Origin of the sequence: Pseudomonas sp. FG-3G (genome assembly GCF_901007645.1) — a bacterium.
GTDB classification, from domain to species: Bacteria; Pseudomonadota; Gammaproteobacteria; order Pseudomonadales; family Pseudomonadaceae; genus Aquipseudomonas; species Aquipseudomonas rhizophila.
The window spans coordinates 203,898-218,137 of sequence record NZ_CAAKGZ010000013.1 but is presented as its reverse complement, the minus strand read 5'-3'; the positions used below and the strand labels follow the sequence as shown (position 1 = coordinate 218,137).

At 60.6% G+C, this 14,240-nt stretch carries 11 protein-coding genes; 6 read left to right on the top strand and 5 right to left on the bottom strand.

The annotated features are described in order from the left end of the window. Positions 1-12: 12 nt before the first annotated feature. The 4 genes from acnD to PSEUDOMOFG3G_RS07085 all read right to left on the bottom strand — a co-directional run bounded on the left by acnD (position 13) and on the right by PSEUDOMOFG3G_RS07085 (position 5,565). Positions 13-2,604, bottom strand: a complete 2,592-nt coding sequence (acnD, locus tag PSEUDOMOFG3G_RS07100; protein ID WP_139049500.1) for a Fe/S-dependent 2-methylisocitrate dehydratase AcnD — start codon at positions 2,602-2,604, stop codon at positions 13-15. A 196-nt stretch (positions 2,605-2,800) separates the two neighbouring features. Then, on the bottom strand, positions 2,801-3,928 hold the full coding sequence (gene prpC / locus PSEUDOMOFG3G_RS07095) for a 2-methylcitrate synthase (RefSeq protein WP_047228279.1): 1,128 nt from the start codon (positions 3,926-3,928) through the stop codon (positions 2,801-2,803). 42 nt (positions 3,929-3,970) lie between these two features. After that, entirely contained in the window at positions 3,971-4,855 is an 885-nt protein-coding gene (gene prpB / locus PSEUDOMOFG3G_RS07090; RefSeq protein ID WP_047228278.1) for a methylisocitrate lyase, read from the bottom strand. After that, positions 4,852-5,565 carry a GntR family transcriptional regulator gene (locus PSEUDOMOFG3G_RS07085; protein ID WP_139049499.1) on the bottom strand — a complete coding sequence of 238 codons (714 nt, stop codon included), beginning with the start codon at positions 5,563-5,565 and terminating at the stop codon, positions 4,852-4,854. Before PSEUDOMOFG3G_RS07085 ends, prpB begins: the two co-directional genes overlap by 4 nt. A gap of 283 nt (positions 5,566-5,848) precedes the next feature. Between PSEUDOMOFG3G_RS07085 and PSEUDOMOFG3G_RS07080 the strand changes: the two genes are divergently transcribed. The 4 genes from PSEUDOMOFG3G_RS07080 to pabB all read left to right on the top strand — a co-directional run bounded on the left by PSEUDOMOFG3G_RS07080 (position 5,849) and on the right by pabB (position 10,530). Next, a complete protein-coding gene (locus PSEUDOMOFG3G_RS07080; RefSeq protein WP_092458841.1) occupies positions 5,849-6,385 on the top strand; it encodes an ATP-dependent zinc protease in 537 nt (178 codons plus the stop codon). A gap of 5 nt (positions 6,386-6,390) precedes the next feature. Next, positions 6,391-7,923: an inactive transglutaminase family protein gene (locus PSEUDOMOFG3G_RS07075; RefSeq protein ID WP_047228275.1), complete on the top strand. Its 1,533-nt coding sequence runs from the start codon at positions 6,391-6,393 to the stop codon at positions 7,921-7,923. Further along, entirely contained in the window at positions 7,923-8,909 is a 987-nt protein-coding gene (locus PSEUDOMOFG3G_RS07070; protein ID WP_047228274.1) for an alpha-L-glutamate ligase-like protein, read from the top strand. Before PSEUDOMOFG3G_RS07075 ends, PSEUDOMOFG3G_RS07070 begins: the two co-directional genes overlap by 1 nt. A gap of 277 nt (positions 8,910-9,186) precedes the next feature. Next, positions 9,187-10,530, top strand: coding sequence for an aminodeoxychorismate synthase component I (gene pabB, locus PSEUDOMOFG3G_RS07065; RefSeq protein ID WP_076383860.1), 1,344 nt, complete (start codon positions 9,187-9,189; stop codon positions 10,528-10,530). 138 nt (positions 10,531-10,668) lie between these two features. Here the strand turns inward: pabB and thrH are convergent, their stop codons facing one another. Next, complete coding sequence (gene thrH, locus PSEUDOMOFG3G_RS07060) at positions 10,669-11,286, bottom strand: bifunctional phosphoserine phosphatase/homoserine phosphotransferase ThrH (protein WP_047228272.1); 618 nt, start codon at positions 11,284-11,286, stop codon at positions 10,669-10,671. A gap of 173 nt (positions 11,287-11,459) precedes the next feature. Here thrH and PSEUDOMOFG3G_RS07055 point away from each other — a divergent pair, with 173 nt between their 5' ends. Then, positions 11,460-12,203 (top strand): phosphoadenylyl-sulfate reductase, encoded by a 744-nt coding sequence (locus PSEUDOMOFG3G_RS07055; protein WP_139049498.1) that lies wholly within the window; start codon positions 11,460-11,462, stop codon positions 12,201-12,203. Between the two features lie 453 nt (positions 12,204-12,656). Then, the gene (locus PSEUDOMOFG3G_RS07050) at positions 12,657-14,186 is read left to right on the top strand and encodes an NCS1 family nucleobase:cation symporter-1 (RefSeq protein WP_139049497.1); all 1,530 of its coding nucleotides are present in this window, start codon (positions 12,657-12,659) and stop codon (positions 14,184-14,186) included. Positions 14,187-14,240 lie beyond the last annotated feature (54 nt).

Genomic DNA, 14,240 nt, shown 5'->3' with positions numbered 1-14,240 from the left:
CGCAGCTGTGATTTAAACGGCAACCGCCGATTCGAGGAAGTCCTGGGCAAAGCGCTGCAATACGCCGCCGGCTTCGTAGATCGACACTTCTTCGGCGGTATCGAGACGGCAGGTCACCGGCACTTCGACGCGCTCGCCGTTCTTGCGGGTGATGACCAGGGTCAGCGTCGCACGCGGGGTGCGCTCGCCGATCACGTCATAGACCTCGCTGCCGTCGATGCCCAGGGTCTTGCGATCGGTGCCCGGCTGGAACTCCAGCGGCAACACCCCCATCCCCACCAGATTGGTGCGGTGGATACGCTCGAAACCTTCAGCGGCAATCGCCTCGACACCGGCCAGGCGCACGCCCTTGGCCGCCCAGTCCCGGGACGAACCCTGGCCGTAGTCGGCACCGGCGATGATGATCAGCGGCTGCTTGCGCTCCATGTAGGTTTCGATGGCTTCCCACATGCGCATGACCTGGCCTTCCGGCTCGACCCGGGCCAGAGAACCCTGCTTGACCTTGCCGTTTTCCTGGACCATCTCGTTGAACAGTTTCGGGTTGGCGAAGGTCGCACGCTGGGCGGTCAAATGGTCGCCCCGATGGGTTGCGTAAGAGTTGAAATCTTCTTCCGGCAGGCCCATTTTCGCCAGGTATTCGCCAGCGGCACTGTCGAGCATGATGGCGTTGGACGGCGACAGGTGATCGGTGGTGATGTTGTCCGGCAGCACCGCCAGCGGACGCATGCCCTTGAGCGGCCGCGCACCGGCCAGCGCTCCTTCCCAATACGGCGGGCGACGGATATAGGTGCTTTGCGGGCGCCAGTCATACAGCGGCGTCACTTTTGGCCCGGTGTCCTCCTGGATGGCGAACATCGGGATGTACACCTGACGGAACTGCTCCGGCTTCACCGAGGCCTTGACCACCGCATCGATTTCTTCGTCGCTCGGCCAGATGTCCTTGAGGCGGATCTCGCGACCGTCCACCACGCCCAGCACATCCTTCTCGATGTCGAAGCGGATGGTCCCGGCGATGGCATAAGCGACCACCAGCGGCGGCGAGGCAAGGAACGCCTGTTTGGCGTACGGATGGATGCGCCCGTCGAAGTTGCGGTTGCCCGACAACACGGCCGTGGCGTACAGGTCGCGGTCGATGATTTCCTGCTGGATCAGCGGGTCCAGCGCACCGGACATGCCATTGCAGGTGGTGCAGGCGAAGGCCACGACACCAAAACCCAATTGCTCCAGCTCTTTGGTCAGACCGGCTTCATCCAGGTACAGCGCCACGGTTTTCGACCCCGGCGCCAGGGACGACTTGACCCATGGCTTGCGGGTCAGGCCTAGGCGATTAGCGTTGCGCGCCAGCAGGCCGGCAGCGATCACGTTGCGTGGGTTGCTGGTGTTGGTGCAACTGGTGATGGCGGCGATGATCACGGCGCCGTCGGGCATTTGCCCGGGCACATCGTCCCACTGACCGGAGATACCTTTGGCGGCCAGATCCGACACCGCGACGCGGGCGTGGGGGTTGCTGGGACCAGCCATGTTGCGCACCACCGACGACAGATCAAAGGTCAAGCCGCGCTCGTATTGCGCGCCCTTGAGCGTGTCGGCCCACAGGCCTGCCTGCTTGGCGTAAGTCTCGACCAGTTGAACCTGCTGGTCTTCGCGGCCGGTGAGCTTCAGGTAATCGATAGTCTGTTGGTCGATGTAGAACATCGCCGCCGTGGCGCCGTATTCCGGGGCCATGTTGGAAATGGTCGCGCGGTCGCCCAAGGTCAGGGCGCTGGCGCCTTCACCGAAAAACTCCAGCCAGGCACCGACGACTTTTTGTTTGCGCAGGAATTCGGTCAGCGCCAGCACCATGTCGGTGGCGGTGATGCCCGGTTGCAGCCTGCCGGTCAGCTCGACGCCAATGATTTCCGGCAGGCGCATCCACGAGGCACGCCCCAACATCACGCTTTCGGCTTCCAGGCCGCCAACGCCGATGGCGATCACGCCCAAGGCATCGACGTGGGGGGTGTGGCTGTCAGTGCCCACGCAGGTATCGGGGAACGCCACGCCGTCACGCTGCTGGATCACCGGTGACATTTTTTCCAGGTTGATCTGGTGCATGATCCCGTTGCCCGGCGGAATCACGTCGACGTTCTTGAAGGCTTTCTTGGTCCAGTTGATGAAGTGAAAGCGGTCTTCGTTGCGCCGGTCTTCGATGGCGCGGTTCTTGGCGAACGCCTGGGGGTCGGAACCGCCGCTTTCCACCGCCAGGGAATGGTCAACGATCAGTTGGGTCGGTACCACCGGGTTGACCTGCGCCGGGTCACCGCCTTGCAGGGCGATGGCGTCGCGCAGGCCAGCCAGGTCCACCAGGGCGGTCTGGCCGAGGATGTCATGGCACACCACTCGAGCCGGGAACCACGGGAAATCCAGGTCGCGCTTGCGCTCGATCAGTTGCAGCAGCGACTCGCCCAGCGTCGCCGGGTCGCAGCGACGCACCAGGTTTTCCGCCAGCACCCTGGAGGTATACGGCAGGCCATCGTAAGCGCCAGGCCGGATGGCATCCACGGCCCCGCGAACGTCGAAATAATCCAGCGAAGTGCCGGGCAGCGGTTTGCGAAATTCTGTGTTCATCGTCAGCACTCGGGTCACGGTGGTTTCAGAAGGTTGACGCCAGCCTCAAAGCCCCCCCGGCCACTGTGGGAGCGAGCTTGCTCGCGATAGCGGTGTATCCGTCCACATTAATGTTGAATATCAGTACGCAATCGCGAGCAAGCTCGCTCCCACAGGGTTTCGGGGTAATCAGTTCCGGCGGCTAAAACCCTCCAGTTCAGCGTTGTTCGATTGGCACGAACTTGCGCTGTTCGACGCCGGTGTATTCGGCGCTCGGTCGGATGATGCGGTTGTTGGCACGTTGTTCGTAGACGTGGGCGGCCCAGCCGGTCAGGCGCGAGCAAACGAAGATCGGCGTGAACAGCTTGGTCGGAATGCCCATGAAGTGGTACGCCGAGGCATGGTAGAAGTCGGCGTTGGGGAACAGTTTTTTCTGCTCCCACATGGTCTTGTCGATGGCCTCGGAAACCGGGAACAACACCGTGTCACCCACCTCGTCGGCGAGTTTTTTCGACCAACCCTTGATCACCTCGTTGCGCGGGTCGTTGTCCTTATAGATCGCGTGGCCGAAGCCCATGATCTTGTCCTTGCGCTCGAGCATCCCGAGGGTGCCCTTGATCGCCTCCTCCGGCGACTGGAAGCGTTGGATCATCTCCATCGCCGCTTCGTTGGCCCCACCATGCAACGGGCCGCGCAGCGAACCGATGGCGGCGGTGATGCAGGAAAACAGGTCAGACAGGGTCGAGGCACACACCCGTGCCGTGAAGGTCGAGGCGTTGAACTCGTGCTCGGCATACAGAATCAGCGAGACGTTCATCACCTTGACGTGCAGCTCGCTCGGCTTCTTGCCATGCAACAGGTGCAGGAAATGGCCGCCGATGGAGGTCTCGTCGGTCACACACTCGATGCGCTGGCCTTCGTGGCTGAAGCGATACCAGTAGCACATGATCGCCGGGAACGCGGCCAACAGGCGGTCGGTCTTGTCATGCTGTTCGGAGAAATTCAGCTCCGGTTCCAGGTTGCCCAGGAACGAGCAGCCGGTGCGCATCACGTCCATTGGGTGGGCGTCGGCAGGAATGCGCTCCAACACCTCTTTCAAGGCTTGGGGCAAGTCCCGCAATTGGCTCAGTTTGCCTGTGTAGGCGTCCAGTTGCGCCTGGGTCGGCAGCTCGCCATACAGCAGCAGGTAAGCCACTTCTTCAAATTGCGCGTCAGCCGCCAGCTCGCGGACGTCATAACCGCGATAGGTCAGGCCGGCACCTGACTGGCCTACGGTGGACAATGCGGTTTGCCCGGCCACCTGGCCACGGAGCCCGGCGCCACTGAGTACTTTTGCTTCGGCCATTTGCTGTCTCCATTTTTTAGATTTGTAGAGGCTGCGCTCTGTTCATTTTTTTGCCGCGAACAACGCATCGAGCTTTTGCTCGAAGGTGTGGTAGTCGATGCGATCGTAAAGCTCCATGCGAGTCTGCATGGTGTCGATGACGTTCTGTTGCGTACCGTCGCGGCGGATTGCGGTATAGACGTTCTCGGCCGCTTTGTTCATGGCGCGGAAGGCCGACAGGGGGTACAGCACCAGGGACACGTCGGCGCCTGCCAGTTGTTCGGTGGTGTACAGCGGTGTCGCGCCGAATTCAGTGATGTTGGCCAGGATCGGGGCTTTCACGCGGCTGGCGAACAGCTTGTACATCTCAAGTTCGGTAATGGCTTCCGGAAAGATCATGTCGGCACCGGCCTCGATGCACGCGGCGGCGCGGTCCAGGGCCGATTCCAAGCCCTCCACGGCCAGGGCGTCGGTACGGGCCATGATCACGAAGCTGTCATCGGTGCGCGCGTCGACGGCGGCTTTGATGCGGTCGACCATTTCCTGTTGCGAGACGATCTCTTTGTTCGGACGGTGGCCGCAACGCTTGGCGCCGACCTGGTCTTCAATATGAATGGCCGCCGCGCCGAACTTGATCATCGACTTGACCGTGCGGGCCACATTGAACGCCGAGGAGCCAAACCCGGTATCCACGTCCACCAGCAACGGCAGGTCGCAGACGTCGGTGATACGGCGCACATCGGTCAGCACGTCATCCAGGCCTGTGATGCCCAGGTCCGGCACGCCAAGGGAGCCGGCCGCCACGCCGCCGCCCGACAGGTAGATCGCCTTGAAACCGGCGCGTTTGGCCAGCAGCGCGTGGTTGGCGTTGATCGTGCCCACCACTTGCAGCGGATGCTCGTTGGCGACCGCATCGCGAAAACGCTGGCCTGGAGTGCTGTTGCTCATGACTCACCTCGTTCAGTGGCGGCGCTGTCCTGGAAATGACGCGCGATGTTGCGTTTGGAAGCGCCGATGTGCCGGCGCATCAATAATTCAGCCAGTTCACCGTCACGGTCGGCGATGGCATCGAGAATCCTGTGGTGCTCGGCAAAGGCCTGGCGCGGACGGTTGGGCGTGGTGGAAAACTGGATGCGGTACATGCGCACCAACTGATACAGCTCGCCGCAGAGCATTTGCGTCAGGGTGCGGTTGCCGCTGCCCTGGATGATCCGGTAATGGAAATCGAAGTCGCCTTCCTGCTGGTAATAGCCGACACCGGCCTGGAACGCCGCGTCGCGCTCATGGGTTTCCAGGACCCGGCGCAGCTCGTCGATTTCTTCCAGGGTCATGCGCTCGGCCGCCAGTCGGCAGGCCATGCCTTCCAGGGACTCGCGGATTTCATAGAGTTCCAGCAACTCGGCGTGGCTCAGGGATACCACCCTGGCGCCCACGTGAGGCACCCGCACCAGCAGGCGCTGGCCTTCCAGGCGATGGATGGCCTCGCGCAGCGGGCCGCGGCTGATGCCGTAGGTGCGTGCCAGTTCGGGCTCGGAGATCTTGCTGCCAGGCGCGATATCGCCTCGCACGATTGCGGCCTGGATACGCCGGAAGACGTTCTCGGAAAGGGTTTCCGATTCCTCTTGGGCCAAGACCGGTGATTCGAGCTGATCGAGCATATTGTCGACACCTTATAAATCTATAAGGCAAAAACTAACCAATCACTGCGCTTTCGTCAAAGTAAAATTAGATATTGTCGACAATTGTCTAATAAGGGCCTCCTCCATAACCAAGTGCGTCGGGTAAGCGGTTGCGTCCGGGCGGCGGTGGCGTCAGAAAACCACCGTGCTAGAATGCCGCCGCAATTTGCCGCTCTGCATCTATAAGAGAAGGCAACCCAGGGAGCTTGTGCAGCAATGCCAGGGCCTGAACCGACGAACGGAACACTGTGCATCAGGATTTATGACACTCAAGCCCTTAACTGCTGTCCTTTGTTTCACGTGCCTGCCGGGGCTTGCCCTGGCGGGTGAAAAAACCGTGTACGGCCTCAATGAATACGCCGCCCTGCAGGGCATCGACCTGGAGGTTGCCGCCAAGTTGGACACCGGGGCCAAAACCGCTTCGCTCAGCGCCCGGGACATCAAGCGCTTCAAACGCGATGGCGAATCCTGGGTGCGTTTTTACCTGGCCATCGACGCGGCGCATTCGCACCCTATCGAACGTCCGCTGGCCCGGGTCAGCAAGATCAAACGCCGCGCCGGTGACTATGACCCCGAAGAAGGCAAGAACTACACGGCTCGGCCGGTCATCGAGCTGGACATCTGCATGGGCTCGGCCCTGCGCAGCATCGAAGTGAACCTCACCGACCGCAGCGCTTTCCAATACCCGCTACTGATCGGCTCCGAAGCCCTCAAACGCTTCGACGCGCTGGTCGACCCCAGTCTCAAATACGCTGCCGGCAAACCCGCCTGCGCCAATGCCGCTCAAACCGCAGAGTAATTCCAATGCGCTCTCTTACCCTCCATTTGAAAATGCTGATCGCCATCCTGGTGGTGCTGGGCCTGTCGGTGACGGCCTATCAGATTTTCGTGCTCGGCATCCCGGTGACCGAAGACGCCACCGACGACTTGTGGAACATCGATGCCAAGATCGAGTTCGTCCCCAATGCCAAGGATCCGGTGAAGATCCAGATGTTCGTGCCGCCGCTGAGCATGGACTATGTCAGCCTCAACGAGAGCTTCATCTCCAATAACTACGGTGTGGCGGTGAACCGGGTGGACGGTAACCGCAAGGTCACGTGGTCGGCCCGTCGGGCCAAGGGCAACCAGACCCTGTACTACCGCCTGGTGCTGACCAAGCGCTACACCTCGGAAAAATCCAAGATCAAGGGCCCGACCTTCCGCGACAGCATCGCCGTCGAGGGCCCCGAGAAGCTGGCCGCCGAAGCCCTGCTCGCGCCGATCCGCCAGCACTCGGCCGACGTCGAGACCTTCATCAGTGAAGCGATCAAACGGGTCAACAACCCCAACGACGACAACGTCAAGTTGCTGCTGGCTGGCGATCCGTCCATAGCCAGCAAGGCCAGAGTCGTCGAACTGGTGCTGTCTATCGCCCACGTGCCGGTGGAGAAGGTCCATACCATCCGCCTGGTTGCCGACCAACCGCAGTCGCCTGAACTGTGGCTGCGCAGTTTCAACGGCACCGACTGGCTGTATTTCAACCCGGATACCGCTGAGCGGGGCCTGCCCAGCGACCGTCTGCTGTGGTGGACCGGTGATGAAAACCTGATCACCGTCGATGGCGGCAAAAAAGCCACCGTCACCTTCACCATGAACAACAGCGAAATGAACGCCATTCGCCTGGCCAAGCTGACGGACGAAAACACCGACGCCAACTTCCTCGAATACTCGCTCTACGGCCTGCCGCTACAAACCCAGCAGACGTTCATGATCATGGTGATGATCCCGATCGGCGTGCTGGTGATTCTGGTGCTGCGCAACCTGATCGGCCTGCAGACCCTGGGCACGTTCACACCGGTGTTGATCGCCCTGGCCTTCCGCGAAACCCAGCTGGGCTTCGGCATCATCCTGTTCACGGTCATCACGACGCTGGGCCTGTCCCTGCGCTCCTATCTGGAACATCTCAAGCTGCAAATGCTGCCAAGGCTTTCGGTGGTGCTGACGTTCGTGGTGGTGCTGATCGCCGCCATCAGCCTGTTCAGCCACAAGCTGGGCCTGGAACGCGGGCTGTCGGTCGCGCTGTTCCCGATGGTGATTCTGACCATGACCATCGAACGCCTGTCCATTACCTGGGAAGAACGCGGCGCCAGCCACGCCATGAAGGTGGCCATCGGCACCCTGTTCGCCGCCGCCCTGGCGCACCTGATCATGAGCGTGCCGGAGCTGGTGTACTTCGTGTTCACCTTCCCGGCCATCCTGCTGATTCTGGTAGGTTTCATGCTGGCCATGGGTCGCTACCGCGGCTACCGCCTGACCGAGCTGGTGCGGTTCAAGGCCTTCGTCAAGGCTGACTCATAATGTTCGGCCTGTGGAAGACCTGGAAGGCCCTGGAGGCCCGGGGCATCATGGGCATCAATCGGCGTAACGCCGACTATGTGCTCAAATACAACAAGCGCAGCCTGTACCCGATCGTCGATGACAAGATCATCACCAAGGAACGGGCCATCGCTGCCGGCATCCATGTACCGGAGCTATACGGGGTGATCTCCACCGAGAAGGAAATCGACAAGCTCGACGAGATCATCGGCGGGCGCACCGACTTCGTGATCAAGCCGGCCCAGGGCGCGGGTGGCGACGGCATCATCGTCATTGCCGACCGCTTCGAGGGCCGCTATCGCACGGTGTCCGGCAAGATCATCAGCCATGAAGAAATCGAACACCATGTGTCCAGCATCCTTACCGGTCTCTACTCCTTGGGTGGCCACCGGGACCGGGCGCTGATCGAATATCGCGTGACCCCGGACCAGATCTTCAAGAGCATCAGCTATGAAGGCGTACCGGACATTCGCATCATCGTACTGATGGGCTATCCGGTGATGGCCATGCTGCGCTTGCCGACCCGCCAGTCCGGCGGCAAGGCCAACCTGCACCAGGGCGCCATCGGCGTGGGTGTCGACCTTGCCACCGGCCTGACCCTGCGCGGTACCTGGCTGAACAACATCATCACCAAACACCCTGACACCACCAACGCGGTGGACGGCGTGCAGCTGCCCTACTGGGACGGCTTCATGAAACTGGCCGCCGGTTGCTACGAACTGTGCGGGCTGGGCTACATCGGCGTGGACATGGTGCTGGACCAGGAAAAAGGTCCGTTGATCCTGGAGCTCAACGCCCGACCGGGGCTGAACATCCAGATCGCCAACGACTGCGGCCTGACTCTGCGCACCCACGCGGTGGAAGCCCGCCTGGAAGAACTCAAGGCCCGTGGCGTGGTGGAAACCGTCGAGGAGCGCGTGGCGTTTGCCCAGGAGTTGTTTGGGCATATTCCGCCGGTTGAGGGTTGAGGGTTGAAGGCTGAAACACCCCTGTGGCGAGGGGATTTATCCCCGCTGGGTTGCGAAGCAGCCCCAAACAGGCAGATGCAGTCAGCCTGATACACCGGGGTGGTAAGTTTTAGGGTTGCTGCGCAACCCAGCGGGGATAAATCCCCTCGCCACAAGGTGTTCACAGCCAAATGTTTCGATGGCCCCATACTTACTCATCTCCGACATCCCTCTAGGAGCAAATCCTACAGAGGGATTACAATCGCCACCCCGCCTGAACGGCTGACCCACCCCGCCCATGTCAACCTGCTCTGTACACCCGCTGCCTTACCGCGCCAACCCCGCCGAGTATTTCGCGGTGATCCGCCATGCCCCGGGCAGTGTGCTGCTCGACAGCGGCCGGCCGAGTGCCGAACGCGGGCGCTATGATTTGCTCAGTGCCTGGCCGCTGGAGCAGTTGGCGGTGCTGTCAGACGAGAGCGGTGCCGATTTCCTGCAACGCTTGCGTATTCATCTGACGCAACTGGGGAGTGCTGTACTGCCGGCCTCGGTGCAATTGCCTTTCGCTGGCGGCCTGATCGGCTACCTGAGCTACGACTTCGGCCGACATCTCGAAACCCTGCCGTCCCACGCCAAAGACGATCTGCACCTGCCCGACGCGCGGTTCGGTGTGTACGACTGGGCGCTGGTCACCGACCATCAGGCCGGGACCAGCCAGTTGGTGTTTCACCCTCACTGCGCCGACAGCGAACGCCAACGCCTGATTGCGCTCTTCAACCAGCCGACCTCAGCGCCTGTGACCGCCTTCAGCCTCGAAGCGCCCATGGCGCCCGACCTCAATAGCGATGCCTATCGACTGGCCTTCGAGCGGATCCAGGCGTATATCCAGGCCGGCGACTGCTACCAGGTCAACTTTGCCCAGCGCTTCCGCGCCCCGTGCCAAGGCGATGCCTGGGCCGCCTATCAGGCGCTGCGGGCGGCTTGCCCGACGCCGTTTTCCGGCTTCCAGAGCTTGCCCGACGGCGGCGCGGTGCTGAGTCTGTCACCCGAGCGTTTCGTCAAGGTCAGCGAAGGTCATGTGGAGACCCGTCCGATCAAGGGCACCCGTCCACGCGGCGCAACCCCTGACGAAGACGCCGCACACGCCGCCGAGTTGCTGGCCAGCCCCAAGGACCGGGCGGAAAACCTGATGATTGTCGATCTGCTGCGCAACGACCTGGGCCGTACCTGCCGCATCGGCTCGGTGCGCGTGCCGGAGTTGTTCAGCCTGGAAAGCTACCCCAACGTCCACCATCTGGTCAGCAGCGTGACCGGCGAGCTGGCCGACGCCAAGGATGCGCTGGACTTGATCGCGGGCAGCTTCCCCGGCGGCTCGATCACCGGCGCACCGAAAATCCGCGCCATGCAGATCATCGACGAACTCGAACCGACCCGCCGCGGGCTGTATTGCGGCTCGTTGCTGTACCTGGACGTACGCGGAGAGATGGACAGTTCCATCGCCATCCGCAGCTTGCTGGTCAAGGATGGACAGGTGTGTTGCTGGGGCGGCGGCGGGATTGTCGCGGATTCGGATTGGCAGGCGGAGTATCAGGAGTCGATTACCAAGGTGCGGGTGTTGCTCGAAACTTTGCAGAACCTTTAAAAGCATCGTGGGCAAGCCCCTGACCAGGCCCAGAACCCTGTGGGAGCGAGCCTGCTCGCGATAGCGGTGTGCCAGTTGGCTCAAATGCTGCTGACCAACGCTATCGCGAGCAGGCTCGCTCCCCCAGGGGGATTGGGTTTACAAGCTTAGATTACGGTTCGAAGCCTTGATGAACTCCTGCTTCAACTCAGCAAAACTGTGCACCGCCGGGAACTGCGGGAACTCTTGAATCACATTGTCCGGCGCATGGAACAGAATCCCGGCATCGGCTTCACCCAGCATCGTGGTGTCATTGTAGGAATCCCCCGCCGCAATCACCCGGTAGTACAGGCTCTTGAAGGCCAATACCGACTGGCGCTTGGGATCTTTCTGACGCAGCTGGTATCCGGTTACCCGTCCGCTGTCATCGGTAATCAGACGATGGCAGAGCAACGTCGGGAAACCCAGCTGGCGCATCAGGGGTTGGGAGAATTCGTAGAAGGTGTCGGAAAGAATCACCACCTGGAAACGCTCGCGCAGCCAGTCGACGAACTCGATGGCGCCGTCCAGCGGCTTGAGGGTGGCGATGACTTCCTGAATATCGGAGAGCTTGAGGCCATGCTCATCGAGGATGCGCAACCGTTGTTTCATCAACACGTCGTAGTCGGGAATGTCCCGCGTGGTCGCCCTGAGGGATTCAATACCGGTTTTTTCAGCGAAGGCGATCCAGATTTCCGGGACCAGCACACCTTCCAGGTCGAGACAGGCAATTTCCACAAGACACTCCCATTTTTTTGATGTTTATCGGTTGAGCGAACAAAAGGACTGCCGACTCTAGCCATTCGCCGATGCCTGCGCAACGCACAGGAGCGCGCCAGCCCCGACAGCTTTTGTTACCATCAGCCCCATATAGAGCGCCCAGCGCCACCGACCTGTAGGAAGCCGCCCTGATGAGCCCATCGTTTGACGTCGTGGAACTCGCCACGACCTATGCCAACAAGTCCCCACAGGACATCCTCAAACTGGCCTTCGCCGAATTCGGCGATGACCTGTGGATATCTTTCAGCGGCGCCGAAGACGTGGTGCTGGTGGACATGGCCTGGAAGCTGAACAAGAACGTCAAGGTGTTCAGCCTCGACACCGGTCGCCTGCACCCGGAAACCTATCGGTTCATCGAACAGGTGCGCGAACACTACAAGATCGATATCGAACTGATCTCGCCGGACCCTGCGAAACTCGAGCCTTTCGTGAAGGAAAAAGGCCTGTTCAGCTTCTACAAGGACGGTCACGGTGAGTGCTGCGGCATTCGCAAGATCGAACCGCTGCGGCGCAAGCTGTCCGATGTCCGCGCCTGGGCCACCGGCCAGCGTCGCGATCAGAGCCCCGGCACCCGCAGCCAGGTGGCCGCACTGGAAATCGACACGGCATTTTCCACTCCAGAACGCACCCTGTACAAATTCAACCCGCTGTCGCAGATGACCAGCGAAGAAGTCTGGGGCTACATCCGCATGCTGGAATTGCCCTACAACAGCCTGCATGAACGCGGCTTCATCAGCATCGGCTGCGAACCCTGCACCCGCCCGGTGCTGCCGAACCAGCACGAACGCGAAGGCCGCTGGTGGTGGGAAGAAGCCACGCAGAAAGAATGCGGGCTGCACGCCGGCAATATCATCACTAAAACCAAGGCGCTGTAGAGCCGCCCCTGTCCTGTACACAAAAATGTCACCTCAGGTGCCATTTTTGTGTGCAGTTACTCCTCCAATGCCCTGAAAAGTTACACGCTGGTTCCCCCTCCTGCTATCCCCCTCCTTTTCAACGCCCAGCCTAAAAAATAAATACCTGTTCAAACGGTCAATTTATAACGGCGATTTTTCAGTCACTTACTAAATCCACATAACAAAAGGAAATTAGGTGCCCAGGGATTAGTTAAGAAACTGGCATAAATCTGGCTTTAGTCGACAAGTGTTTTGTATACAACCTAAATAAAACATACACACACTTTTAGATCCGCAAGCCTGAAGCGCCCTATCCCGTACAGGCTGCAGATGCCCCGTAACCAATGATGCTCACCTCGCCGCGACGAAGATTTGTCGAGCCCTTCGCTCATGCACAGTCATCGTGGCATCGAGAATCAGGAGCCTGCCGGAATGCGTACAAGTCTCTCCAATAACATTGCGCTGGATCTGCCCTCCTCACCCACTGCCGTTGATGGCGCACCCGCCGCCACGCTGACCTTGAGTCCAAGACTGCACAACAAGGACCTGGCGCCGACCAAGGCCGAGGGGCGGCGCTGGGGTCGCTACAGCATCTTTGCCCTGTGGACCAACGACGTACACAACATCGCCAACTATTCCTTTGCCATTGGCCTGTATGCCTTGGGCCTCGGTGGCTGGCAGATTCTGTTGTCCCTGGGGATCGGCGCAGCGTTGGTCTACGGCTTTATGAATCTGTCCGGCTACATGGGGCAGAAAACCGGGGTACCGTTCCCGGTGATCAGCCGGATCAGTTTCGGTATTCACGGAGCGCAGATTCCTGCATTGATCAGGGCCGTCATCGCCATCGCCTGGTTTGGCATTCAGACCTATCTGGCGTCCGTGGTTTTGCGCGTGCTGCTGATCGCGATACACCCAGGCTTCGCCGACTACGACCGCGACGCGATCCTGGGCCTGTCGAGCCTGGGCTGGGTGTGTTTCGTGGCGATCTGGTTCGTGCAACTGATGATCCTGGCCTACGGCATGGAAATGGTGCGCCGTTACGAAGGTTTTGCCGGACCGGTGATTCTGGTCACTGTCGCAGCGCTGGCCGGCTGGATGTACACCCAGGCTGGTGCAAACATCGCCTGGTCGATTCGCGAGCCTCTGACCGGTGGCGAAATGTGGCGCAACATCTTTGCCGGCGGCGCGTTGTGGCTGGCGATCTACGGCACGCTGGTGCTCAACTTCTGCGACTTCGCTCGCTCCTCGCCGTGTCGCCGGACCATCGTCGTGGGCAATTTCTGGGGGCTGCCGGTCAATATTCTGGTGTTTGCCGGGATTACCATCCTGCTCTGCGGTGCGCAGTTCCAGATCAACGGGCAAATCATCGAAAGCCCGACCCAAGTCATCGCCTCGATCCCCAACACCTTTTTCCTGGTGCTTGGCTGCCTGGCATTTTTGATTGTCACGGTGGCGGTGAACATCATGGCTAATTTCGTCGCCCCAGCCTTTGTGCTCAGCAACCTGGCGCCCAAGTACCTGACCTTCCGCCGCGCCGGGTTGATCAGCGCCGCCATTGCCGTGCTGATTCTGCCGTGGAATCTCTACAACAGCCCGCTGGTGATTGTGTATTTCCTTTCCGGCCTCGGCGCCCTGCTCGGGCCCTTGTACGGCGTCATCATGGTCGACTACTGGCTGTTGCGAAAAGGTTGTATCAACGTGCCGCAGTTGTACAGCGAAGACCCTAATGGTGCGTATTACTACAGCAACGGGGTCAATCTGCGTGCCGTGGCGGCGTTTATTCCCGCAGCGCTGATCGCGATTGTCCTGGCGCTGGTGCCCGGTTTCGACAGCGTTTCCCCGTTCTCCTGGCTGATTGGCGCTTCGATTGCAGGGCTGCTGTACCTGATCATCGCCAAGCGCCAGCCCTTTTACGAAGACGTCAGCGGTGAGTCCATCGCCGTGGATAACGTCAGTCATTGATGATTCAAAACGGCCCGCCCGGTGCGGGCCGCTTATTTACTCTGCGTTAAGGAG

Bases quoted from the DNA above. Each gene is read 5' to 3' on its own strand.
- acnD (WP_139049500.1), bottom strand. From the start codon at position 2,604: ATGAACACAGAATTTCGCAAACCGCTGCCCGGCACTTCGCTGGATTAT.
- prpC (WP_047228279.1), bottom strand. From the start codon at position 3,928: ATGGCCGAAGCAAAAGTACTCAGTGGCGCCGGGCTCCGTGGCCAGGTG.
- prpB (WP_047228278.1), bottom strand. From the start codon at position 4,855: ATGAGCAACAGCACTCCAGGCCAGCGTTTTCGCGATGCGGTCGCCAAC.
- PSEUDOMOFG3G_RS07085 (WP_139049499.1), bottom strand. From the start codon at position 5,565: ATGCTCGATCAGCTCGAATCACCGGTCTTGGCCCAAGAGGAATCGGAA.
- PSEUDOMOFG3G_RS07080 (WP_092458841.1), top strand. From the start codon at position 5,849: ATGACACTCAAGCCCTTAACTGCTGTCCTTTGTTTCACGTGCCTGCCG.
- PSEUDOMOFG3G_RS07075 (WP_047228275.1), top strand. From the start codon at position 6,391: ATGCGCTCTCTTACCCTCCATTTGAAAATGCTGATCGCCATCCTGGTG.
- PSEUDOMOFG3G_RS07070 (WP_047228274.1), top strand. From the start codon at position 7,923: ATGTTCGGCCTGTGGAAGACCTGGAAGGCCCTGGAGGCCCGGGGCATC.
- pabB (WP_076383860.1), top strand. From the start codon at position 9,187: ATGTCAACCTGCTCTGTACACCCGCTGCCTTACCGCGCCAACCCCGCC.
- PSEUDOMOFG3G_RS07055 (WP_139049498.1), top strand. From the start codon at position 11,460: ATGAGCCCATCGTTTGACGTCGTGGAACTCGCCACGACCTATGCCAAC.
- PSEUDOMOFG3G_RS07050 (WP_139049497.1), top strand. From the start codon at position 12,657: ATGCGTACAAGTCTCTCCAATAACATTGCGCTGGATCTGCCCTCCTCA.